At 34.6% G+C, this 25,055-nt stretch carries 17 protein-coding genes; 15 read left to right on the forward strand and 2 right to left on the reverse strand.

The genetic code is table 11. The features are described from left to right. The first annotated feature begins 119 nt into the window (after positions 1 to 119). The gene (locus Q1A60_RS10920) at positions 120 to 1,283 is read left to right on the forward strand and encodes an aspartyl protease family protein (RefSeq protein WP_299765473.1); all 1,164 of its coding nucleotides are present in this window, start codon (positions 120 to 122) and stop codon (positions 1,281 to 1,283) included. A gap of 233 nt (positions 1,284 to 1,516) precedes the next feature. Here the strand turns inward: Q1A60_RS10920 and Q1A60_RS10925 are convergent, their stop codons facing one another. Continuing rightward, a complete protein-coding gene (locus tag Q1A60_RS10925) occupies positions 1,517 to 2,839 on the reverse strand; it encodes an amidohydrolase family protein (protein ID WP_299765475.1) in 1,323 nt (440 codons plus the stop codon). A gap of 577 nt (positions 2,840 to 3,416) precedes the next feature. Here Q1A60_RS10925 and Q1A60_RS10930 point away from each other — a divergent pair. From Q1A60_RS10930 to Q1A60_RS10975, 10 genes are all read left to right on the forward strand, one after another. After that, entirely contained in the window at positions 3,417 to 6,614 is a 3,198-nt protein-coding gene (locus Q1A60_RS10930) for an AsmA-like C-terminal region-containing protein (RefSeq protein WP_299765478.1), read from the forward strand. 491 nt (positions 6,615 to 7,105) lie between these two features. After that, complete coding sequence (gene dgt / locus Q1A60_RS10935; protein ID WP_299765480.1) at positions 7,106 to 8,473, forward strand: dGTP triphosphohydrolase; 1,368 nt, start codon at positions 7,106 to 7,108, stop codon at positions 8,471 to 8,473. A gap of 4 nt (positions 8,474 to 8,477) precedes the next feature. Then, positions 8,478 to 9,248, forward strand: a complete 771-nt coding sequence (locus tag Q1A60_RS10940) for a hypothetical protein (protein WP_299765482.1) — start codon at positions 8,478 to 8,480, stop codon at positions 9,246 to 9,248. 208 nt (positions 9,249 to 9,456) lie between these two features. Beyond that, positions 9,457 to 10,146 (forward strand): hypothetical protein, encoded by a 690-nt coding sequence (locus Q1A60_RS10945; protein ID WP_299765484.1) that lies wholly within the window; start codon positions 9,457 to 9,459, stop codon positions 10,144 to 10,146. A gap of 7 nt (positions 10,147 to 10,153) precedes the next feature. Beyond that, on the forward strand, positions 10,154 to 11,008 hold the full coding sequence (locus Q1A60_RS10950; RefSeq protein ID WP_299765486.1) for a DUF6602 domain-containing protein: 855 nt from the start codon (positions 10,154 to 10,156) through the stop codon (positions 11,006 to 11,008). Positions 11,009 to 11,317: 309 nt separating this feature from the next. Then, positions 11,318 to 11,497 carry a hypothetical protein gene (locus Q1A60_RS10955; RefSeq protein ID WP_299765488.1) on the forward strand — a complete coding sequence of 60 codons (180 nt, stop codon included), beginning with the start codon at positions 11,318 to 11,320 and terminating at the stop codon, positions 11,495 to 11,497. A 627-nt stretch (positions 11,498 to 12,124) separates the two neighbouring features. After that, the gene (locus tag Q1A60_RS10960; RefSeq protein WP_299765491.1) at positions 12,125 to 12,664 is read left to right on the forward strand and encodes a sigma-70 family RNA polymerase sigma factor; all 540 of its coding nucleotides are present in this window, start codon (positions 12,125 to 12,127) and stop codon (positions 12,662 to 12,664) included. Further along, entirely contained in the window at positions 12,661 to 13,287 is a 627-nt protein-coding gene (locus tag Q1A60_RS10965) for a HEAT repeat domain-containing protein (protein ID WP_299765493.1), read from the forward strand. Before Q1A60_RS10960 ends, Q1A60_RS10965 begins: the two co-directional genes overlap by 4 nt. 128 nt (positions 13,288 to 13,415) lie before the next feature. After that, entirely contained in the window at positions 13,416 to 14,354 is a 939-nt protein-coding gene (locus tag Q1A60_RS10970; protein ID WP_299765495.1) for a DUF4097 family beta strand repeat-containing protein, read from the forward strand. A gap of 500 nt (positions 14,355 to 14,854) precedes the next feature. Further along, the gene (locus Q1A60_RS10975) at positions 14,855 to 18,085 is read left to right on the forward strand and encodes a glycosyl hydrolase (protein WP_299765497.1); all 3,231 of its coding nucleotides are present in this window, start codon (positions 14,855 to 14,857) and stop codon (positions 18,083 to 18,085) included. A 646-nt stretch (positions 18,086 to 18,731) separates the two neighbouring features. Here Q1A60_RS10975 and Q1A60_RS10980 read toward each other — a convergent pair. Next, positions 18,732 to 19,085 carry a 4Fe-4S dicluster domain-containing protein gene (locus Q1A60_RS10980; RefSeq protein ID WP_299765499.1) on the reverse strand — a complete coding sequence of 118 codons (354 nt, stop codon included), beginning with the start codon at positions 19,083 to 19,085 and terminating at the stop codon, positions 18,732 to 18,734. 62 nt (positions 19,086 to 19,147) lie between these two features. Between Q1A60_RS10980 and Q1A60_RS10985 the strand changes: the two genes are divergently transcribed. The 4 genes from Q1A60_RS10985 (at position 19,148) to Q1A60_RS11000 (ending at position 25,011) form a co-directional block, all read left to right on the forward strand. Further along, positions 19,148 to 20,260: an acyl-CoA reductase gene (locus tag Q1A60_RS10985; RefSeq protein ID WP_299765501.1), complete on the forward strand. Its 1,113-nt coding sequence runs from the start codon at positions 19,148 to 19,150 to the stop codon at positions 20,258 to 20,260. Positions 20,261 to 20,408: 148 nt separating this feature from the next. After that, positions 20,409 to 21,473: a 3-phosphoserine/phosphohydroxythreonine transaminase gene (gene serC / locus Q1A60_RS10990; protein ID WP_299765503.1), complete on the forward strand. Its 1,065-nt coding sequence runs from the start codon at positions 20,409 to 20,411 to the stop codon at positions 21,471 to 21,473. 82 nt (positions 21,474 to 21,555) lie between these two features. Beyond that, positions 21,556 to 22,509 (forward strand): D-2-hydroxyacid dehydrogenase, encoded by a 954-nt coding sequence (locus Q1A60_RS10995; RefSeq protein WP_299765505.1) that lies wholly within the window; start codon positions 21,556 to 21,558, stop codon positions 22,507 to 22,509. Between the two features lie 186 nt (positions 22,510 to 22,695). Then, positions 22,696 to 25,011 (forward strand): T9SS type A sorting domain-containing protein, encoded by a 2,316-nt coding sequence (locus tag Q1A60_RS11000; protein ID WP_299765507.1) that lies wholly within the window; start codon positions 22,696 to 22,698, stop codon positions 25,009 to 25,011. Positions 25,012 to 25,055: the final 44 nt, after the last annotated feature.

Genomic DNA, 25,055 nt, shown 5'->3' on the forward strand with positions numbered 1-25,055 from the left:
TGTAATTTAAGTAAAACTTTTTTATACTTCTAAAATTGACCGCTAAATAAATAGAATATGTTAACATTCGTTAACCATTATTTCCCTTCTCCTTGGTTATTTTTGAAAAAAACACGTCCATGAGGTATTATTTTTTGCTCGTATTATTCATAAGCAGTACAATAATAGCAACAAGCCAAGTTGCAAGTATTCCATTTGAAAAGGAAGGTCTCGTATATATTCCTGTAGAAGTACCTGAAAAAAATGAGTCCTTAACCTTTGTTTTTGATACTGGGGCATCTACAGCTGTTATGGATAAAACAGCAGCCACTCGTTTAGGCATAAAAGCAGATACAAAGCAATACGCCACAGGAGCATCAGGGTCTCAAGAATATGAAATTGCCTTAGATAGAACGATTCGTATTGAAAATTTAGATTTTGATAAACTAAATATTGTACTCGTTGATTTACAAGAATTAAGTAATCGCTCAGGAATTCAAATAGATGGCATTATAGGATATGATGTGATTCGTAGGTATGTAACAGAGTTTGATTTTGCAAATAAGAAATTACATCTCTATAATAATACCAAAGATATAAATGACATAACTGGGTATACAGCTCACAAAATAAGAATGAGTAATGCCATACCGATGGTAACGTTAGATTGCGCTTTTAAAGATGGCACGACCATCTCAGGAGATTTCCTTTTTGATAGTGGTGCCAATTTGGGAATTCTTTTTAATACGCCATTTGTAAAAAAACACCAATTAAAAGATAAATTTGATACATCCATTACCATTTCATCTAGAGGACTCACAGCAACTACAACCTCAATAGTAGGATTAACCAAAGAGGTGTCACTATTAGGAAATACCTTTTCAGGAGTCCCTGTAAGTCTTTCACAATCTAAACAAGGGGTAAGCTCTCGAACAGACTTTGCAGGTATTCTGGGAGCAGATATTATCAATCGTTTTGATATGATATTAGATTATAAGAAAAAGAAACTATACCTAAAACCGAGTGTATACTATAAAGATGCATTTGATATCCCACTGGTCGGTTTTACGATTAAGAAATCTGATCAAAAAATAGTCATAGGCGATGTCATTCAAGGTACGGAAGCTGCACAAAAAGGAATTCAAAGTGGTGATGAAATACACTCCATAAATAATGTATCACATGTCGACTTAAAGTCCTACAGAGAACTCTTAAAAAAAGAAGGTCAAACCATACAACTAGTGCTGAAAAAAGCATCTGGAAAAGAAGAAGTGATCGAATTAAAACTCGAAAGATTATTATAATTTACCCTCACCTTACTCCTCTCCCATAGAGAGGAAATCCCTTAAAAGAAAATACAGATAAGAAAATATCAAGAAACCCCTTCTCCCAGAGGGAGAAGGCTTGGATGAGGGATGTATGAATAAAAAGTCACATTATCTTCAATTTAATCTTGCCCCAAAAAGAGAAAACAACTTTGAAAACACATAGGCCCCTTCTCCCTGAAGGAGAAGGCTGGGATGAGGGAAAATAGAAATTACTTATACTGCTTCCCATGTTTAATCACGATATCTACATTTTGAAGTAAACTAATATGGCGTAAAACATCTCCTTTTACAGCAATGATATCGGCTTTTTTACCTTCGGTAACAGTACCTACCTCATCGGCAACACCCATCCATAAAGAAGGCCAATAGGTAGCACCACGTATTGCATACATAGGATCAATTCCAAATTCATTTACCCAAACATCAAGTTCGTTCCACGTAGACTGGCTATGGAACTTCATAGGAATCCCACTATCTGTTCCTATCATAAGTACAACACCCGCCTCCAACAGCTGGTTAATCTTAGTTTCTAAGGTAGGTTTGCGTACCGGTGTTAACTGAAAATACGGCAATCGGTCCTTATGCTTAAAACTATTCTTTATATCGGTTACAATCGTATCGTGAAGACCGCGATGCCAAGAATCATTATCCAAATGTTCTCCATGATCACGTACATACTCATAATTATATAATCCTTCTACGGTTGGACACCAAAATAAAGGACCTAAATTCATCTGTGCCGTACGCGCTTTAATCGCATCCATGACATCATCAGGATAGCTAGGTGCTGAAGAAAGTCCTGTATGCTCAAAACAATCGGCACCAGCTTTTAAACCTGCTATAATCTCCATAGGACGATGCCCGTGCGCGACCACTTTCAAATTATGTTTATGTGCTTCATCTACTACCGCTTGAAGCTCGGCTGTGGTCATCTGATCTTGATCTATTAGTTTGACACAATCCACACCAGCATCGGCAAGGCGTTTTACTTTTTTACGCGCATCATCAGGTCCGTTTACACCCCATCGAAAAGCTTCTGTGCCAGGGTACGGTTTCTTCTGAATAAAAGGTCCCGACACATATAAAGTAGCTCCTGGAATCTCTCCATTATTAATACGATCCCGTATCGAAATACTTTCTTCTAATGGCGCTCCAAGATCTCGTGCACTCGTTACTCCCGCCATCAGTAATTGTTCAGCAGAAGCAGGCATAATTGTATTTTCTAATAAGGGTAAGTAGGTTTTATCCCAATACGCATAATCAGCATGCCCATTAATCATGGTATGTACGTGCATATCCCATAATCCTGGAAGTACAGACATCCCTTCGGTAGAAATAACCTCGGCACCTTCAGGAACCTTTAACGTGGCTACAGTACCTACAGCTTTTATATTTTCACCTTCTATAAGAATCACACTATTTTTTATGGGTGTAGATCCATATCCATCGATAAGCGTCCCCCCAACTAAGGCTTTTACTTGTGCTTGTAACGAAACAGTTCCTATTAAAAATGCAAAGAGTATTTTTTTCATGGCGGTTATTTTTTCTTAAATATAAATAAATCAGGTGTATTATAAAGAGATAATCTCTAGTAAACAAGCAAATATGATCCTTCTGAATGTACTACAAAACCATGCTATATAAGCCATCAAAACAATATCATGTGATAGAGTATCTTTGTCAGTACGCTTTACCATTTCATTCTCCCTACGTGTGTGATTCTTGTATTCGCTTTCGCGAAAGCGTATATAGAAACGTATCCAAAGATTACTTCAAAATAGAGTAGTATTCTAAATTAGAGTAGTACTCTATTTTGATCTAGTACGTAGTTTCTATGAATACATTACCCATCTAACTGTCACCTCGAGCGCAGTCGAGAGCTCAGGTAAACCTAATTAGCTTTCAGTAATAAGGTCTCGACTGCGCTCGACCAGACATTAGAAATACAATGATGTATATACTAAAAGCCAAAACATAATACGTCTAGTCTCTATATTCTATTCTTAAAACAACACAATGTTGTTAATCATAAACTAAATCACATTTGTATATAACATTTTTTCATGCGAATTCGTTACTTTTAAAGACTAACGCTAAAGACCACTCCTTTTGAAGATTAAAAAATTCTGGAAACGAATTTTAATAGCACTCATTACAGTTCCTATTGTACTGACAGGAAGCCTCATACTCTATATTCAGAGTAATCAATCTGATATTATCAAAGGGGAAATTGCAAAACTCAACAAAGAACACAAAGGTCAAATTAATGTAGGAGAAAGTGAATTATCCCTTTTTGGCAACTTTCCACACATTTCTATCAAAGTATATGATGTACAGATTCTTGAAACAAAAGAAGCCAATGCACCCATCATCATGGATGTAAAAGACATCTACGTAGGTTTTAACCTATGGGATATTGTCAATAAAAACTATGATATTCAATCTGTATTATTAGAAGAAGGCGTGTTTAATATTGTCATTCACGAAAACAATACTACCAATATTCAAAACTCCTTAGCGAGTACCTCAGATACAGAAACCCCTACAACCAATATTCACCTAAAAAAGATCACGTTTAAAAATCTAGATATTCATACGCTAGATGAAGCGACCAATACTGATGTAGAAAAATTTGTATACGCAGGTACCGGTGGTTTTAGCCGAAAAGATAGTATCATCGCTGGCCACATAGATACCTATTTTGAATTAAATGTCATCAAAGATAGCGATACTACCTTTTTTCGTCAGAAGCATTTTGAAATTAATACAGACCTCACATTTAATGAGCATACCGGTATTCTTGAAATACAACCTTCAAGTATTTCGATGGAAAATGGTGATTTTGATTTAGAAGGTACGATAGACACCAAAAATGATGTAGACCTTGACCTTTCTATAAAAGGAACAAAGACCAATTTTGATATGTTTATAGCCTTTGCACCGGCAGATGTTATTCCTGTATTAGAAAAATACAACAATGCGGGTAAAATCTATTTTAATGCGAATATCAAAGGGGCTGCAAACAAAGGAAACAGACCCGCTATCAATGCCAATTTTGGAGCAGGAAAAGCCTTTCTAGAAAATACAGAAAGAAATAAGAAAATAGACAATATGGGCTTTAATGGCCATTTCACTAATGGAGAGAATAGAGATGCCAGTACCATGGAATTTTCACTCACCGATATGACGGCATCGTTGGAAAAAGGTGAATTTCAAGGTTCTATTTTTATCAAGAATTTTGAATCTCCAGAAGTGGAAATGCAAATCGACTCCAATTTCAATCTCGATTTTATAGCCGACTTTTTCGAACTAGAGCAAGTCCAAAATGCCTCGGGAGCCGTTTCGCTGAAAATGAACTTTCACGATATTATTGATGTTGACCACCCCGAAAAAGCATTACAAAAACTCAATCAGGCTTACTTCTCAGAGTTGATTGTAAAAGATCTGAGTCTAGATGCCAAAGAACTTCCGGTTCCCTTGGATAGTTTGAATGTACATCTCGTCATGAATGGTAAAGAAGCCACACTCAAACAATTTGAACTCTTGATGGGCAATTCAGATCTATCGATTAATGGTTTTCTCTCAGATTTACCCGCCATTGTACATCATACCTCTATTCCTGTAAAAGCCCATTTAGATATCACTTCCAAGTACTTAGACCTCGCCGAACTCACAGGCTTTTCAAAACAAGACACGATCCAAACTGGGGTTGATGAACAAATAAAAGAGTTAAGTTTAGGGCTTTCTTTTAACGCTTCCGCGAAAGATTTTACAGAATCTACCTATTTACCAAGAGGCGAATTCTTTATCGATAGCCTCTATGCCGACTTGAAGCACTATCCGCATACACTACATGATTTTAATGCCGATATATTTATAGATACCAAAGACTTAGAAATTATAGACTTTACGGGTTATATAGATGATAGTGACTTTCATGTAGATGGACTCATACACGATTATTCGTTTTGGATGCAACCCGAACTTCAAGGAGATGTCTATTTAGATCTCAACCTATCCTCTGAAAAATTAAGGCTCGAAGATATCTTTTCCTATAAAGGAGAAAATTATGTTCCAGAAGACTACAGACATGAAGAGTTTGATAATCTGGCATTACATGTTTCTTCTAGTATGCATTATAAAGATTCTGTGTTACATTCCATCGATCTAGGCTTGGATAAGTTAGATACAAAAATGAAAGTACATCCTCTACCCTTTGAAAATTTTAGAGGAAATATTCATTATGAAGATGATCATATTGTCATCAAAGACTTTCATGGCGAAATAGGAACCACCAATTTTAATTTCGATCTCAATTATTATTTGGGAGAAGATCCACAGATAAAGAAAAGAGATAATTACCTCGAATTAAACGCAAATTATATTGATTTTGATGCGCTGTTTAATTTTGAAGAAAATGCACCCACACCCACAGAAGTAGCCGTTTCAAAAACAGCAGATGTAAAAGAACATGCAGAAGCTTTCAATCTCTATGAATTGCCATTTACAGACATGCAATTCAAAGCAGATATCGGACATTTTATATACCATAGAATCGATCTTCAACAGATCAAAGCCGATATACGCACCACACCAAATCATTACATCTATATAGATACCCTAAATATGGATGCTGCTGGAGGAAACATCCGATTAAGTGGTTACTTTAATGGAAGCGAACCTAAGCATATCTATATGCAACCCGATTTAGTAATGACCAATGTCGATTTGGATAAACTCCTATTCAAGTTTGAAAACTTTGGACAAGATCATCTCGTATCCGAAAACTTACAAGGCAAGCTCACCTCCAGAATCAAAGGAAAGGTACGTGTATACCCAGATATGACGCCAGACTTGGATCAGTCTACCCTAGAAATGGACGTAAAAGTATTAAACGGCCGATTAAAAAATTACGACCCTATGTTGGCACTTTCCGATTATATGGGTGATAAAAACCTCCAAAACATTCGATTTGACACCCTTCAAAACAGCATAGACATACAGAAAGGAACCATCAATATTCCCATGATGACCATCGAATCTACCATAGGTCATATGGAATTATCAGGCACCCATGACAGCGATCAAAATATTGATTATTACTTACGTATTCCTTGGAAAGCTGCCCGAAAAGCCGCTTGGCAAAAACTATTTAAAGGCAAAAGAGACACCCTTGTAAACCCAGAACAAGAAGATGCCATTGTAGCCATAGACACCACCAAAAGAATCAGATACCTCAACCTAAAAATCAAAGGCAACGTAGATGATTACAAAATCTCCTTAGGCAAGAAAAAAGAAAAGGAATAAAACCTCAAGGCAAGCCTTAGACCCGATAAAAGGAATTGACCCAAAGGTTGAGATATTAAACCAAGGCCCCGCTGAAAAAGCGGGGTTAGTTCAACTATCTATTTTGTATGCGTCTTACAGACTTTACAAAATAGGTGTTTCACTAATAAAACAACAAAACAAAAGCTCCTCCCCTTTCTGAGGGGAGGTGGATGAATCGAGGCACGAGATTCAGACGAAGGGGAGCGAACACCTACAAAAACCCAAAACACACTAGTATAGGCTCTCTTCTCTATATTCTATATTCTCTTTTTAAAACTCGCTTTCGCGAAAAAATGTATATTAAGGTTATTGAAGCACGAAAAGATATACGAAGTGTCACCCTAAACCTATCAAAGGACGACATCTAAGTATAAAAAGTATCTAACTATTAATTATAATACTATATTTGAACGTAAGCATACAAAAGAAATTATTTATAAATGTATGTTATACATAATACCAAGAAATATATGAGTTACAAAAAAAAGTGGAAATTAATACTTGAAGAAAAAAGGTTCAGAACCAAATCCAAAACTATTGAGAGTGATGGTAGAAACACCTTTGAAAATGATTATGGACGACTTATTTCAAGTGCGCCAATTCGACGACTTCAAGATAAAACTCAAGTCTTTCCACTAGAACAAAGTGATTACATAAGGACAAGGTTAACGCATTCACTTGAGGTGTCTTATTTAGCAAGCTCAATTGGACAAAGTATTGAAAATTATTTACTTAAAGAAAAGGAATTAGAACTTGAGTTAAAAGGGAATTTAAGTTCATTACTTCGGGTTGCTGGTTTAGTGCATGATTTAGGAAATCCACCTTTTGGACATTTTGGAGAAGAAGCAATAAAATCATTTTTTAAAAATTATTTTGCAACTAACAAAACAACTCTTAGTGAGTTAGAAAAAGCAGATTTTGAAAATTTTGATGGAAATGTTCAAACATTAAGAATACTCTCTAAACTTTATTATTTTGGAGATGAGTTTGGGTATAATCTAAACTACTCTAGTTTAGCATCAATAATAAAATATCCATCAAATTCGGTTGATGGTAACAAAAAACCCACTACAGAAATAGCTAAAAAGAAATTTGGTTACTTCGTTACAGAAACAGAAACTTACAAAAAGATAAATGACTATTTAAAATTAGGTAATAGAAGACATCCCGTTGTATACCTTTTAGAAGCGGCAGATGATATAGCTTATAGCGCAGCAGATATTGAAGATGGTATTAAGTTGGGAATAATTGGGATAAAAGATATTGAAGATATTTTCAGCAAAAACTTAGATAGAAATAAGGATGTTGTTTTAAAAAATTTAGAGTATCTAAAGTCTGCCTATTCGAAAAAACCAAACGTAGATACTTCAATAATAATTCAAAAATTTCGAATTTCTACACAAAAAATTATGATAGAAGGCATTGTAAAATGTTTCAAAGACAACTATGATGATATAATGCAAGGGAAGTTGGAAGACGAAATAATCGATATTTCTGAAGCTAAAGACATTAGAAGGGCATATAAAAAACTACAATATAAAGTCTTTGATGATAAATCAATTCTGAAAAAGGAAATTGCAGGATGGGAAGCAATATATGGCCTTTTAGATATTTTTGTCAAAGCATCTAGAAGTGATTCTTTTCAAGCAAACGGTAATAATTTAGAAGCTCGTTTATATAAAATCATATCATCAAGTCATAAAAAAGTTTATGAAGATATTGAGAATTATTCAAATACAGAATACAAAAAACTTCAATTAATCGTTGACTTTATAAGTGGTATGACAGACACATATGCAATTAGATTGTTTCAAGAATTGAAAGGAATTAAAATATAGGTAATTGGACTATAACGAATTAAAAAGGAAATTCAAATTACATTTTGGATTAGAATTAAATTCTAATCCAAGGTTTAAATTTCTTATGTATGATATTTTTGTTTATGGTAGTGCATATATAGTTGGTGGTTATCTAAGAGATTTTCTAAATTCAAAACCATCAAGAGATATAGATATTATTGTAGATTTAGATAATGAGAAATTATTAGAAATAATACAAAGTGCAAATGTTGAGTTTTCAATAAATCGACATAAGGGTATAAAATTACATTTTGCACAAATAGATGTTGATATGTGGAGTATTGAAAACAATTGGGCTTTCAAAAATGAACTTGTCAAATTAAATGAAAATGACAAATTAAAAAGTATAGCCAAGGGATGTTTTTATAATTACGATTCACTAGTAGTTAATCTTCATACCTTAAATATGAACATTCATAACTATAAAAACTTCAATCTTGAAAAAAAATTAGATATACTTCAAAAATCTCCTATTTATAAAAATCTAAACCCCACTACAGAGGCTAATATTTTAAGGGCATTTTACTTAAAAAAAATATACCAAATTGAATTTTCAGCCAACACTAAAAAATATTTAATAGATAAAATCGGAGAAATAAGCGACAAGGAATTGAGTCCTCTTACGCAACTAGAATTGACCAAATCTAAATACGACAAATATCAGTATAGTCTTTCTGCTAATGAAATTGAATCGAGTATAAAGGATTTATATAAAAGTAATGATTTTGATAAGCAAATGTATTTAGAACTGTAAATCACTATGCACAACAACGCTCATAGCTAGTAGTTGTTTAATAAAAGATAGGGCAGGTATGTATTTTTTTTTAATTTGGCATATTGATAAAAATAATAAGAAAAATTTAAAAACTCAGCTTGTGCAAAACACGAAAAGTTAACATCTTTTTTAGTACTACTTTTATACACTAGACCGTTAGGCAACATTAACTTAAACCTATATAATTATGAATCTTCCATTAACTCATGTAACACCTTGGGAAAATTTCAGAAAAATAGCAATAGATGAATTTTTGTTACCAAAGCCTTGTAGATTTTTTAAGGAAGAACTTATATATCTAAATTTTGGAAGACTTGCATATAAGCCATCAAAAAAAGATTATAATTGGAACGAAAATTCTCCAGTAATAATATTCTTTAACAATCGATTATTGGATAAATGCAATCGTTATTTCCCTTTTGATACAGGGGCTATACTTGCAGGAAGATTTAGAGCTACAAATCTTAATTCTAAAAAACTGAAAGAAAAGTTTGCTTTTGATTTGAAAAAGTCAACTCCTGAAAATTGGATTAACTCAATATATAGCTCAAATCTTGAATATATCGAACATAAAATGCCTTCATTAATTACAAATAATAATGAAATCAATCATTTACTTATTGAAGCATATAATCAACTAGAAAAAAATGATGAATTAGACTATAGGTTAACAAGTATTGAATGCCATAGTAAAGTCCCAATAAGTATTAAAAATTCATTTTTAGTAATAATTCCAAATGACAAAAAAGATGAGTTTAGTAAGTTGAAAATTTCTAGTGCCCTAAATGTTAGCTTTTATAGTGATTTATCCCAAAATGGTTATCTACCTCATGATCTTAGTACTAAAGCCAATAAGATATTTACTCAATTAAGTTAATAATTTAATGATGAATGAAAAAGGTAAAAGAGTAAGAGAATTTTTCGAAATTGAGGCAAAGTCAATTTATCAACGATACAAATCAATTGAGAAGTTATTACCTAAAGGAGATACTAAAGGATCCGCTCATTCATCTGAGGAAGGTAGGTTTGTAGAATCTTTAATACGTGATTTTCTTAATAAACATCTCCCAAAAAACCTAGAGGCTCTTTCAGGTTTTATACTCAAACCTTCTACTAAAACAGGAATGAGCGATCTTGAAAGAGTCGAAAACGAATATGATGAACATTCTTCTCAAATTGATATAATAGTTTATGATACAGCACAGTTTCCTATTTATGAAAGATTTGAAGAATTCTGTGTAGTGCCTCCAGATGGTGTGATTGCAATCATTTCTGTAAAAAAAACTTTAAGATATAGAGATATAGAACCAGAGTTAGAGTCACTATCAAAAAACGCTAAACTTTGTAAAATCAATAATAATAGAATTCCTTTTCTCTGCTTACTAAGCTTTACTTATGACTTTGGCAAATCAAAAAACTATAAAACAACAATCTTCAAAAAAATTAAAAAAAAATATGAAAAGAAGGATTTTGAATTAATGATTAATGAATTAACAATTTTAGATTTATGCATGTTTTTTAAATTCAGAAAAGAAGATTCTGATAAGGATGAAAATGCAAAATATGTGTTAATTGATTTAGAAAACAAATTCCATATTGGTATTCAAAGATTATTGCAAAGTATTTTAGGTGTTTATTATAATAAATCAATAAATAGTAACATTGAAAGGCCTGGTTATGTTAGCTTTGAAAAAGGAACTTTTGGTGGTGCAACAACAATAGGCTATATTAAATATTAAAATATTGTCAATGCTGTATATAATTAATTTCTTGGTCAATGCTGACTTACAAACATTCCGGAGGAATTTTCTACACATGAATTATTTGCTAACTTTAATTCCTATATAATTCAACGGAATCATACACAAACACGTTTAAAACAGTATCAAAAACAAAAAAACACAATATTTAAATTAATATTTTTAAAATACTAAGTGTTAAAATATTTAGCTAAGAATTTTATAAATAAAATCATAATATCGTAATCTACGCAAATATATTGCGCATTATACTTATAAATTTATATCCTTAATTTTAAATTAAATGATATGAAAATGTTAGAAGAAATGGTTTTTATAGGTGAAATTAATCTACAGATTAAAATTGCATTTAGAGCATTTGAACGTCTTCAATCCGAATCAACAGATGGTAATTCTGATCAAATAGAAGTTTGGTCTTCAATTCAATTATTTCTAATAGCTACAGCAAATGTCTCAAAGATTCTTTAGCCTCATTCAAAGTATAAGGTTCGAGGAGAGAGATTACGAAAATTACTTAATATAGATAAGAACGATCCGCTTTCTGATCGTAAATTTCGTAATCATTTTGAACATTATGATGAACGAATTGGAACTTGGTTTACGAATCAATCATCAGCAGTCTATCAAGATTTAGCAATGAATCCATAAATGCATTCTTACTTTGGAGCAGGACTAAATAATTCTCATCGAGGATATAATTCATTTAATAATACTTTAATTTTCAGAGGAGAGTCTCTAGATATAAATATCATATTAAAATCACTCCAGCATATTAAAAATAATTGTAGCCCTTATGTTTTGCCTTAAAGATGAAGAATGTAACTAAATATTCGATTCTATTATTTTTTTATTCATAACATGGCATAAACTAAAACCAATCTCCCCACATTTCCATAACTTTAATCGGTACCCAAAACTTTTTTGCGACACTTTTAAAAAAGTTGCGTTATTATAGTGTAAAGGCATTAAATCAAAACCCCGCTAGATGCTGAAACAAGTTCAGCAAACAGCGGGATTAGTTTAACTTACACTATTGAGTGCGTCTTACAGACTTCTCAATACTGAGTTTCACTAACAACACATCAAAACCGATTTTTGGAACAATTAGAACTCATAGAAGCATGTAAAAACAATAACCTAAAAGCACAAATGCAGATCTATCAAAACTATAAAGATATGCTGTACAATGTGAGTTTTAGAATTGTAAAAAGCCAACAAGATGCACAAGACACCGTGCATGATGCTTTTATCAAAGCGTTCCAGAATATTTCAAAACTTGAAGACAACCGTCACCTAGGGCCCTGGTTAAAACGTATTGTAATCAATTGTTCTTTAGATTTCTTACGAAAGAAAAAGAAATTAGATGGATTACAAGACTCGGTGGAGCTTCAAGAAGAGGAAGAAGAAGACACAGATACCTTTGAAGAGACGTCTTTAAAAGTAGAACAAATTAAAAAAGTAATTCATGCATTAAAAGACAAATACCGAATCATTTTGGTCCTGTACCTCATCGAAGACTATTCGCACAGAGAAATCGCCGAGCAATTAGGCTTAAATGAAAGTACCGTACGTAACCAGTACAGACGAGGAAAAAACCTTTTAATACAGCAATTTCAAAAAAATGTAGTCCTATGAGTGTAGAAGATTTTATAAAGAAGCATAAAAAAGCATTTGATGATCAGCAAATGCCTGACAATGCAACGCTAGATTTTGAAGCGAGATTGAAAAAAGAGTTACATACATCAACGCGTTCTAAACGAATACAAATGATTCGATATGTGTCTATGGCAGCAAGTCTGGTACTCGTTGTTGCACTCGGATACCTCTATAATGAAAACAAAAAAGAACACCTAGAAATTAGAGACAATCTGGTGCTTGCTTTAGGCGAAGATCAAACCAATAGTACGCGTTTACAAGCCATCTATGACATCGAAGATCAGTATCAAAACCAAGAAGAAGATGAAAAAATACTCCATGCCTTTTTTAAAATTCTAAAAGAAGATTCCGATAGTAATTCAAAACTTGCTGTGATTGATGCTCTTTTAAAGTTTCCAAATAATCAAATGGTACGAAACAACCTTATTGAAGCTTTGGAAACAGAGAAAGAACCCTTAGTACAGTTAAAGCTTATAAAATCGGTTTCCATTTTAAGAGAGCAACGAGCCAAAGAACCACTTAAAAAAATTATAGAAAACAAAGAATCCTTACCCTTAGTAAAAGGGAACGCATCTGCCTCATTGGCCATGTTAAATCAATAAAAGAAGTAAAACCAAGATCGAGATCTTGAAATAAGATCCCGCTAAAAAGCGGGATTAGTTCAACATACACTATTGAATTCGTCCTTCGGACTTTTCAATAGTGGGTTTCACTAATAAAAACGAACAAAATGAAACATATAATCACATTAGTTACCTTCCTTTTCATCATAGGGACAGGATACGCACAAAAAAATCAAAAACGCATCACGTTTACAAAAGGAACCTTAAAAATATGCTCAACCGCAAACATGACAATTAGCGGGTATGACGGTGATGAAGTCATCATTAAAAGTCTTAATAGTAATGCAAACTATGCCTATTACAACCGTTTTGGCGAAAAATTAAAGACACCTAAATCATCAGACTCTGTCATATTTAGATATAAAACTTTTTTCAATACAGACGATAATAAAGAACTGGAAGAAGGTCTAACACCCTTAGGAAATAAATCAAACAATCCAGCTGATAATCTATATTTAGACATTACAGAAAACCCAGGAGAGTTAATTATCAAAGACTATCATGGAAGTAGCTCTGATCTCTTTGAAAATTATGGAGTTATAAACGCTGTTAATTTTAATAACAAATATGAAATACTCATTCCCAACTCGGTAAAACTATTATGGAATACAGAAGGATGCAAGAAGACCAATTCAAATACCTTTTTTATCACCTCCAACTCGAACGCTTGGGAATTATCAGATTTTAAAGGAGAAGCTGAGATTTCTACATCCTACCGTTCTATCAACCTAACCGATGTGAGTGGTCCTGTAATTGCAAACACCATAGGAGGAAATATCAAAGTGGTTTTTGACAAAGTATCACCCACAAATTTATATTCTCTTATCAGTAACGATGGGTACATCGATATGACATTACCTCAAAATGCCAATGTACAACTAGATGCCACTGGAAATCGTATTTTAAGTGATATTGATTTTAAGGTTTTAAATGAAGATCTCACCGAATTTGATGGAAAAAGAATGAGACTGGAACTAAATGGAGGAAAAACCAAAATGAAACTAGATGCTAGCCAAGGAAGCATTTATCTTAGAAAGAGTAAGTAAGTTATATACGTCATTCTGAATTTATTTCAGAATCTCACAGGCTGCATAAGCAAGTGCTGTTTGACAAAAATAGAGTAACACTCTAATTTAGAGTGTTACTCTATTTTTATATAAGGCGCCTAGAAAAAATGTCACTGTATACGCTCCTACCTGCCGGCGAGGCAAGTTCGCAAAATGTCACTGTATACGCTTTCGCGAAAGCGTACACAGGAAAAGTCCATATCTATTTTACTTTAAAATGAACAGACTATGTATAACTCCATGTATCAAATACCAAAACTTCGTTAAAATTCAGCCCTATTAACAAAAGCCTTCTTCTCATTTTTGTAATTTTAGGAGTTATGAGATTGTTTTTAAAAGTCTTTACGACGTCATTCTGAATTCATTTCAGAATCTCACAGGTATGATTCACATAATGGGATCCTGAATCAAGTTCAGGATGACAACCTTAAAAGTTTTAGATGATCTCATAGAATAATCACTAAAACCAAACCAAAAAAATGAAGATTGCTTTCAACTATCTCGTGCTATTCTTATGTGCGATTAGCATGACACTCCATGCACAAGAAAAACCTAAAAATCCGTTTAGCGGCTTAGCATTTAGAAACATTGGTCCTGCCATGACGTCTGGAAGAATTGCAGATATTGCCATTCATCCTGAAAATGAAAATGTCTGGTATGTGGCTGTTGGCTCTGGAGGTATCTGGAAAACAACCAATGCCGGAACGACTTGGAAATCGTTATTTGATAATGAAAAAGTCTACTCCATGGGTTGTATTACCATCGATCCTAACAATCCAAGTACCATCTGGGTAGGCTCAGGTGAAAATGTAGGCGGACGCCATGCAGGCTTTGGAGATGGAATATATGTAAGTCATAATGATGGAAAATCATGGAAGAACATGGGACTGAAAAACTCAGAGCATCTTTCTAAAATCATTATACATCCAGAAAACTCAGACATTATATGGGTGGCTTCTCAAGGACCGCTTTGGAGTAAAGGCGGTGATCGCGGAGTCTATAAAACAACGGATGGCGGTACCACTTGGAAACGTACCTTAGGAGATGACGCATGGGTAGGCGCTACTGATTTACTTATAGACCCAACAAATTCTGATGTACTCTATGCAGCTACATGGCAGAGACATCGTACCGTAGCAGGCTATTTAGGTGGCGGACCAGGATCTGGATTGCATAAAAGTACCGATGGTGGGGAAACTTGGAAACCGCTTAAAAGCGGCATTCCGAAATCCAACCTAGGTAAAATAGGACTCGCTATGTCTCCATTTAATTCTGACGTGGTATACGCGGCTATCGAATTAGATCGAAGAAAAGGAGGTGTCTTTATGACTAAAAACGGAGGTACAACGTGGACCAAGCAATCTAATGCTGTTGGAGGTGGTACAGGACCTCATTATTACCAAGAGCTCATTGCGTCTCCTCACCAAGAAGGAACGCTCTATATGATGAATAATTCCGCATTGATCTCTACCGATCATGGGAAGACGTTCACCAACATGAAGCGATCCAATCAACATAGTGATAGTCATGCTTTAGTCTTTAAAAAATCAGATCCTAATTACTTACTTATTGGAACCGATGGTGGATTATATGAAAGCTTTGACAATACCAATAGTTGGAAATACGTACGCAACTTACCGATTACCCAATACTTTAAAATTGCTGTAGATGATGCCCTCCCCTTCTATAATGTATATGGAGGAACTCAAGACAACGGATCTCATGCAGGTCCTTCGAGAACGATTAGTTCAGATGGAATTGCTAGCGCCGATTGGTGGAAAACCTTAGGAGCCGATGGGGCACAAACTGCTACAGAGCCTGGAAATCCTAACATTAGTTATGGAGAATTCCAACAAGGAGCTCTATGGAGAATTGATCATACAACCAGAGAAACCGTTTTTATCCAACCACAAGCAAGAGAAGGCGATCCGTATGAGCGTTTTAATTGGGACGCACCAATTCTTGTGAGTTCGCATAATCCAAAAAGACTCTATTTTGCTTCGCAACGTGTTTGGAAATCTGAAAACAGAGGCGATGGTTGGGAGCCTATTTCTGGAGATTTAACTTTAAATCAAGAGCGTGTTACTTTTCCATATTATGACAAATCACAAAGTTGGGACAATGCATGGGATGTGTTTGCAATGTCCAATTACAATACCATTACTTCTTTAGCGGAATCACCAAAACAAGAAGGACTCTTATATGCAGGTACCGATGACGGCTTAATTCAAGTGACAGAAAATGGCGGTGCTAGTTGGAAGAAATTTACATTAAATAACATCAAAGGAGTGCCAGAAACGCCTTTTGTAAATGACGTTCGCGCTGATCTTTTTGATGCCAATGTCGTGTATGCTGCCTTAGACAATCATAAATATGGAGATTACAAACCGTATATTATCAAGAGTACAGATAAAGGAAAAAGTTGGAAACTCATCAATGGAGATCTTCCTGAAAAACTACTCATCTGGCGATTGGTACAAGATCATGTAAAGAAAGATTTACTATTTGCTGCTACTGAGTTTGGTGTATACTTCACTAACAATGGTGGAGGTAACTGGACGAAGTTAAAAGGGGGTATGCCTAACATTCCGATTCGAGATATTACCATTCAAAGACGTGAAAATGATTTAGTAGCAGGCTCATTTGCTAGAGGAATCTTCATTTTGGATGATATTACACCTTTACGTAATTTCAATGCAAACATGAACAACACAGAAGCAACCTTGTTTCCTGTAAAAACAGCACATTGGTACCGACAGCACAATCGTGTAGGAAGTCAAGGTGATGCTGAGTGGATTGCTAAAAACCCACCATTTGGAGCTAATTTCACTTATTATATGCCTAATAAACTGAAGTCTATTAAAGACCTAAGAAAAGAACAAGAAAAGAAAGGGAATGCAAAATTTCCAGGTTGGGATGCGCTTGAAGAAGAAAACAGACAAGATAAGCCTTCCATTCTTTTAGTGGTTAAAGATGCAAATGGTAACGTAATCAATACGGTAAAAGGAACCAACAAAAAAGGCTTTAATCGTGTGAATTGGAACTTATCCTATCCTAATAAAAGTGGAGAACGTTTACAAGCACCAAGAGGTCGTCGTGGCTTTAGAGGTCCAGGTATTATGGTCACGCCTGGAAGCTATACCGTAACCTTAGTAAAACAAATGAATGGTACACAAACCGTATTACAAGGACCTGAAACATTTCAGGTAGTACCACTAATGGAAAGTACGTTACCTAGAAAATCGTATCAAGAAATAGATAGTTTTAGAGAAGCGACCTTTGCGTTTCAACAAGATTTAACCGCTACTAATATTGCCTTATCTAAAAGTCAACAAAAGGTAGATGCGATGTTACGTGCATTGAGCAAAGCTACTTCACCCTCTAATGATTTATATACTCGTTTACATGACGCTAAAAATGCTTTATTAGATATTGATAAAGAATTGCACGGAAATCCTGTAAAAGGTGAAATTGGTGAACGAAATAACCCAACTGCTAGTGATGGAAATTCATTAGGTTGGAGAGCATTAGGAAATACCTATGGTCCAACTGATGAGCACAAAGGATTATTACGTAGAGTACAAAGCCAACTAAAAAGTGTAAAAGCAAAATTGACTCCTATGGTAACGACAACGCTCCCAGCACTTGAAAGTGACTTGAAAAAAGCAGGAGCTCCTTGGATAGAAGGACAAGGACTCATTCAGGATTGATGATGAAATTAGTTTGAAATAAAAAGCGCCTCTATTTGGAGGCGTTTTTTCTATTTAAGTATTTTCTGTTCATTTTCTTTGCTTGTCCAAAGAAAACGAACCAAAAGAAAAGACACTTTTTATTCGTATGATTTCTATTTTAAATATTTGAACTCATGAATCTTCGATTTCCAAGGTATTTTTTCGCTTAAAGCGAAAAACCACAAAACTTCACCTAAATTTTTTCCAAGGCTTCAAAAATTTTTAACGGTAAAGCCTTGTTATACTGAGGAAAAAGAACGCTATTTAACTTACTTATCAACTAAAAAATGTAAAATCAAAAAAGCGTCTCCAAATAGAGGTGTTTTTTTATTGAGTAGTATATAGGTCTCGACTGCGCTCGACCTGATAAATTATTTAATCTAGTCTCATCGAGCACAGTCGAGATGTTTATGCAAAATTATAATGAATCGCACTTAATATCTTTTTCTATGTAGTATCTAACGAAAAAACTCCATGTAGAATTTAAATTAAGTATCTCATAATTGAATACAATTCTATGGAGACTCTGAAATAAATTCAGAGTGACGTATTCAGATAGATACATACTCGTAAAACAAAAAACACCTCCAAATGGAGGTGTTTTTCTTTATAAATAAATTATTTTTTACTCTTCAGGATGCATGAAGGCTTGTTTTCCTAGAAGTACTTCTTCGGTTTCTACATGATCTTCGTCAGGAACACAACAATCTACTGGACATACAGCCGCACATTGAGGCTCTTCGTGAAATCCTTTACATTCTGTACACTTGTCTGGGATGATATAATAGATCTCGTCGCTTACTGGTTCTTGCGCATCGTCTGCATTGACAGCTTTACCATTCGGTAATACGACATCGCCAGTTAAACTTGTTCCATCAGAATAACGCCAGTCATCTGCTCCTTCATAAATTGCTGTATTTGGGCATTCTGGTTCGCATGCGCCACAATTAATACATTCGTCTGTGATGATAATTGCCATAGGTTCTTTTTTCAATAACTTTGCACAAAAATAATGCCTAGCCATAGATTAGACAAGCACTTATGAAATTACTAGAAAGAATTAACGCTTTTGTTCAACTTGGAGATTTTTTATCTCAATTTTCTAGAACTGAAATATCACAAAAAGAAGGCATTGCTCATAACGATCTTTTCTTTGATGGACTACAGCATCAAATCAAATTGGCAGGTGAATACAATGGTTGGTTTACCCAAGAAAATATTTTATATGCCATAGAAGGATGGGCAGCATCACTTACAGAAGAGCACCTCACACAATGGATGGCTGCGTATGAGTCCGCTTTCGCGAAATCGAATTTAGGAGATTCACAACCAGAGGAAGGGCGCAGCGATAAAGCGTATACCTCAAAAACCATAGCCGTCATCATGGCAGGAAATATTCCGCTTGTTGGTTTTCATGATTTCTTATCGGTACTCATTACAGGGCATAATGTCATAGTTAAACAGTCGAGTAATGACAAACACCTCCTCCCCTTTTTAGCGAAATATCTGGAATATATAAATCCAGCATTTAAAGGAAAAATCACTTTTACAGAAGATAAATTACCTGCATATGATGCCGTGATTGCGACAGGAAGTGATAATACAGCGCGTTATTTTGACTATTATTTTGGAAAAAAACCGAATATCATTCGTAAAAATCGAAACTCGGTAGCGGTACTTACTGGAAATGAAACATCAGAACAATTAGAAGCCCTGGCAGAAGATATCTTTCGTTATTATGGATTAGGGTGTCGTAATGTATCTAAGTTGTATGTCCCAAAAGACTATAATTTTGATGCCTTTTTTAATGCGATTTATGCTTGGAAAGACATTATCAATCAGGCAAAATATGCCAATAATTACGATTATAATAAAGCGGTGTATTTAATGAGTCTTTTTGACTTGCTAGAAAATGGGTTTCTCATGCTGAAAGAAGATCCTAGTTTTGGATCGCCTATTGCTACCTTGTTTTACGAGCGTTATGATGCTATAGAAAATCTGTATACAACCTTACAAGAGCATACCGATGCTATACAGTGTATTGTAGGAGAAGGACTTGATATAGAGACTATAAAATTTGGACATACACAAAAACCACAATTATACGACTATGCCGATGGGGTAGATACTATTGCATTTTTGTTAAAAAAATAGTGCATAAATTATCATATTCATAACACGTTTTTCTATCTATTTAGGCATCTTTGTACTTTAAATATTTCTCCTATAAAAAGGGAGTATCGTATAAAAATCGATGTGTAACATCGAGCAATTAAACCCACAATGGGATAAAACATACCCTATGAAGAAGCATAATTTTAGCGCAGGACCTTGTATTTTACCACAAGAGGTTTTTCAAGAAGCCTCTCAAGCTATTTTAGATTTTAATAACTCTGGATTATCCATTTTAGAGATTTCACATCGTAGCAAAGATTTTGTTGATGTGATGGATGAAGCTCGTAATCTTGCCTTAGAATTACTAGGCTTAGAAGGATTGGGGTATAAAGCATTATTCTTACAAGGAGGCGCAAGTATGCAGTTTTTAATGACGGCATACAACTTATTACAAACTAAAGCGGGGTATTTAAATACAGGTACTTGGAGTGATAAATCAATTAAAGAAGCAAAACTTTTTGGTGAAGTAATCGAAGTAGCGTCTAGTAAAGATGCTAACTATAAATACATTCCTAAGGGATTTGTATTACCAGAAGGACTTGATTATTTACACCTTACAAGTAATAATACCATATTCGGAACGCAAATCAAAAACTTCCCTGAAGTAGATTGTCCGTTGATATGTGATATGAGTAGTGATATATTTTCGCGAAAGCTAGACTTTTCAAAATTTGATATGATTTATGCTGGGGCACAGAAAAATATGGGACCTGCAGGAACAACTCTGGTAGTGATACGTGAAGATATTTTAGGAAAAGTAACACGCGCAATTCCAAGTATGTTAGATTATAAAACACATATCAGTAAAGGAAGTATGTTTAATACGCCTTCTGTCTATGCGGTATATGTATCTATGCTTACGATGAGATGGCTTAAAGCGAAAGGCGGTATAAGCGCTATCGAAGAAGTAAACGATCGTAAAGCAACGTTACTTTATTCTGAAATAGAATTGAATCCTTTATTCACAGGATTTGCGGCTAAAGAAGATCGTTCTTCTATGAATGCGACGTTCTCACTTACAGATGGAGATCTAAAAGAGACTTTTGATGCGATGTGGAAAGAAGCAGGTATTAATGGTCTGAACGGACACCGAAGTGTTGGAGGATATAGAGCGTCTATGTACAATGCCTTAACGTTAGAAAGTGTTGGAACATTGGTAGATGTGATGAGCGAATTAGAACGTAAAGCGTAAAGCGAGACGCTTAATTAATAAAAATGAATAAGATTCCCATCTTCATGGGAATTAAAAACTACCCGTCTACGCGGGCATTACTATGAAAGTATTAGCAAACGATGGTGTTTCTCAAACAGGAATTGATGCACTAGAAAAAGCCGGATTTGAAGTAATTACAACAAAAGTTGCCCAAGAACAACTTGCTAACTATATCAACTCAGAACAGATTGATGTCGTATTAGTACGTAGTGCAACAACAGTTCGTAAAGAAGTGATTGATGCATGCCCAAGTCTTAAGATTATAGGACGTGGGGGTGTTGGTATGGATAATATAGATGTTGCCTATGCACGTGAAAAAGGATTACACGTAATTAATACACCAGCAGCTTCGTCTGCATCGGTAGCAGAATTGGTATTTGCGCATTTATATGGAAGTGTTCGCTTTTTATATGCAGCCAATAGAGATATGCCATTAGATGGAGATTCTAAATTTAAGGATCTTAAGAAAGCATACGCAAAGGGAACTGAACTTAGAGGAAAAACATTAGGTATTATTGGATTTGGACGTATCGGGCAAGAGGTTGCAAAAATTGCGATTGGTTGTGGTATGAACGTGATTGCTAGTGATCCATTTATGGAAAAGGCAACAATTGATCTTTCATTTTTTGATGGACAGAAAGCTTCGTTTACCATTGAAACGATTGCAAAAGAAGATATCTTAAAGCAAGCTGACTTTATCACATTACATGTGCCTGCTCAAAAGGAATATGTCATTGGAAAAGGTGAACTAGCGCTTATGAAAAATAACGCAGGTCTTGTAAATGCTGCTCGAGGAGGCGTTATAGATGAAGTAGCCCTTATCGATGCTTTGGATAAAAGAAAATTAGCTTTTGCTGCATTAGATGTTTTTGAAAATGAACCAAAGCCAGCAATACAAGTACTTATGAATCCTAGAGTATCATTAACACCGCATATAGGTGCTGCGACACAACAAGCACAAGATCGTATTGGTACAGAACTAGCAGATCAGATTATTGAGATCTTAGTCAAGTAGATCATTATTTACAATATCATCAAAAGCAAATGCCTTTAGAGTGTACACTCTAAAGGCATCTGCTTTTATTTTTTATTGATTATATAATTTTTTGTTAAAGATTCACTATTTTTGATAAGTTTTTAAGACTAAATTAACATTTATCTTACTACACAAACCAAAAAAACTAACAAAAATTTACTTACAATGAAAAAACTACTACTAGTATGTTTTGCAATTTGTGTTGCTAACATCAGCATTGGACAAGTTACAAATGAAGGAGTACCCAAGAGTTGGAAAAACCTCGAAAGCTCGAAAGCTAAATCAAAGATTTTACCCAGTTTTGATTTAGAATCTATTAAAGCGGAAGATGCAATAAATGAACAAGACAGGGATAACCCTAAACCTTGGCGTTTTGGATATATGCATAGCGTAGATTATGGCTTACAAGATGGAACATGGGATACCCTAGAAAATGGGGATCGTGTATGGAGAATTGCTATTGAATCGCCTGGTGCAATATCATTAAACTTTATTTTTGATGAATTTTACATGCCAGAAGGTGCTTCTGTTTATTTATATAGTGATGACAGAAAAGACTTATTAGGAGCTTATACAGCTGTTCAGAATCAAGAAAGTGGCATCTTAGGAACTTGGTTAGTCAAAGGAGAAAAAGTATGGATAGAATATTTTGAACCTCTTGCTGTTCAAGGGCAAGGAAAATTACATATTGCAAAAGCAACACATGGATATAGAAGTTCTGGAGCATTTGCAAATAATACTACGAAAGCATTAAACGATTCTGGAGATTGTAATCTAGATGTAGATTGTTCTATAGGAGATGATTGGGAACTCTTTAAAAATCATAATAAGAAATCTATAGGTATTCTTCTTTCAGGAGGTAATGGATTTTGTAGTGGTGCACTAATTAATAATACCTCTAATGATGGCACTCCGTATTTCTTAACGGCAAATCATTGTTTCAGTAATCCTGCAGCTTGGTCTTTCCGTTTCGGATGGATCAGTCCTACGCCTGTATGTGCAAGTACTGATAATAGTGAAGCAGGTCCCGAAGATATGACGATTAGTGGAGGTACGTTAAGAGCTAGAAATGCTGATTCTGATTTTTGCCTAGTTGAAATTAATAGTGATATCCCTGAAGATTGGGATAGAGTTTGGGCTGGTTGGGATAAAACAGATAATTTTCCAGAGTTTCAAGTAGGTATTCACCACCCAAGTGGAGATGTCATGAAAGTGTGTAGAGATGATACTCCTGCAATTAAAGCGATACATGATGCTGGAGGTGGTCCTCAAGATGAGGCTGAGACTTGGGAAATTACAAGTGCCGGAGGTGGCTGGGAACTAGGTGTTACTGAGGGTGGTTCTTCAGGTTCTCCATTATTTGATCAAAATGGAAGAATTATTGGTCAGTTATTTGGAGGAGGCGCTGCTTGTTCAGGTACAAATGATAATAATGCATTAGATTTTTATGGACGTTTTGGTATTTCTTGGGACGGTCCTACGGCTGCGACAAGGCTACGTGATTGGTTAGATCCAACTGAAACTGATCCAGATGTTTTAGATAGTTTCCCAGTTCTTGAGACATTTGAATTTGATGGAACAGTGAGTGTAGCAATTCCAGAATTAGAGTGTGGAAACACAACTACTGCTCCTATAATTACACTTAATAATCAAGGCTCTCAAGATATCACTTCTGCAACACTAACTTGGAATCTAGATGGAGGTAACGAGGAAACTATAGAGTTTACTGGTACGCTTGGACAGTTTGAATCAGAAGACATTACTTTAGATCCTATTGATTTTAGTACTGGTATGCACGAGGTAAATGTTACTTTGGTATCTATCAATGGTGATGCTGATCAAAATGCTGATAATAACTCCGCAACAGGAGAAATAAATGTTGAAGCAGAATTAATTACCACTCAAGTTCACTTAGAGCTTACAACTGATGATTATGCTGAAGAAACTTCTTGGGAGTTTAGAAATATTGATGGGACAATAATCGCAAGTTTTGGACCTTATCAGCAAACAACTGATGATAATACCACATTTACCTATGATTTTGATGTAGATCCTAACGAATGTTATGAGTTTGAAATTTTTGATGCATTTGGAGATGGTATTTGTTGTCAATTTGGAAATGGATCGTATGAATTAACTATAGACGATGAAACTGTTATATTTTCTGGTGGTGAATTTGGCGATAGCGAAATCACACAAGCAGCTATTGGTGAACCTCTATCTGTAGGTGATGTGTTTAGTGATAATTTTTCATTATATCCTAACCCTGTAGCTAATGTTTTAAATATAACAATGTCTACAATCACGCCTGAAGTTAACTACGCTATTGTAAATATAGTTGGACAACAAATCCAAAAAGGAACATTATCAACAGGTACTACTGAATTATCTACTGAGAAATTAACTCCAGGAATCTATTTTATTACAATAGAAGATACTGTGAACAATACACGCTTTACTGAAAAGCTAATCAAGAAATAAAAATCAATTTCTTATAGTTATATATAAATGAAACGGGTGTTATT

It is taken from the genome of uncultured Dokdonia sp. (assembly GCF_947492535.1).
Taxonomy (GTDB): Bacteria; Bacteroidota; Bacteroidia; order Flavobacteriales; family Flavobacteriaceae; genus Dokdonia.

Coding starts and splice junctions, on each gene's coding strand:
- Q1A60_RS10920 (WP_299765473.1), top strand. CDS start 120: ATGAGGTATTATTTTTTGCTCGTATTATTCATAAGCAGTACAATAATA.
- Q1A60_RS10955 (WP_299765488.1), top strand. CDS start 11,318: ATGAAAATGTTAGAAGAAATGGTTTTTATAGGTGAAATTAATCTACAG.
- Q1A60_RS10965 (WP_299765493.1), top strand. CDS start 12,661: ATGAGTGTAGAAGATTTTATAAAGAAGCATAAAAAAGCATTTGATGAT.
- Q1A60_RS10980 (WP_299765499.1), bottom strand. CDS start 19,085: ATGGCAATTATCATCACAGACGAATGTATTAATTGTGGCGCATGCGAA.
- Q1A60_RS11000 (WP_299765507.1), top strand. CDS start 22,696: ATGAAAAAACTACTACTAGTATGTTTTGCAATTTGTGTTGCTAACATC.
- Q1A60_RS10925 (WP_299765475.1), bottom strand. CDS start 2,839: ATGAAAAAAATACTCTTTGCATTTTTAATAGGAACTGTTTCGTTACAA.
- Q1A60_RS10995 (WP_299765505.1), top strand. CDS start 21,556: ATGAAAGTATTAGCAAACGATGGTGTTTCTCAAACAGGAATTGATGCA.
- Q1A60_RS10950 (WP_299765486.1), top strand. CDS start 10,154: ATGATGAATGAAAAAGGTAAAAGAGTAAGAGAATTTTTCGAAATTGAG.
- Q1A60_RS10945 (WP_299765484.1), top strand. CDS start 9,457: ATGAATCTTCCATTAACTCATGTAACACCTTGGGAAAATTTCAGAAAA.
- Q1A60_RS10970 (WP_299765495.1), top strand. CDS start 13,416: ATGAAACATATAATCACATTAGTTACCTTCCTTTTCATCATAGGGACA.
- Q1A60_RS10985 (WP_299765501.1), top strand. CDS start 19,148: ATGAAATTACTAGAAAGAATTAACGCTTTTGTTCAACTTGGAGATTTT.
- dgt (WP_299765480.1), top strand. CDS start 7,106: ATGAGTTACAAAAAAAAGTGGAAATTAATACTTGAAGAAAAAAGGTTC.
- serC (WP_299765503.1), top strand. CDS start 20,409: ATGAAGAAGCATAATTTTAGCGCAGGACCTTGTATTTTACCACAAGAG.
- Q1A60_RS10975 (WP_299765497.1), top strand. CDS start 14,855: ATGAAGATTGCTTTCAACTATCTCGTGCTATTCTTATGTGCGATTAGC.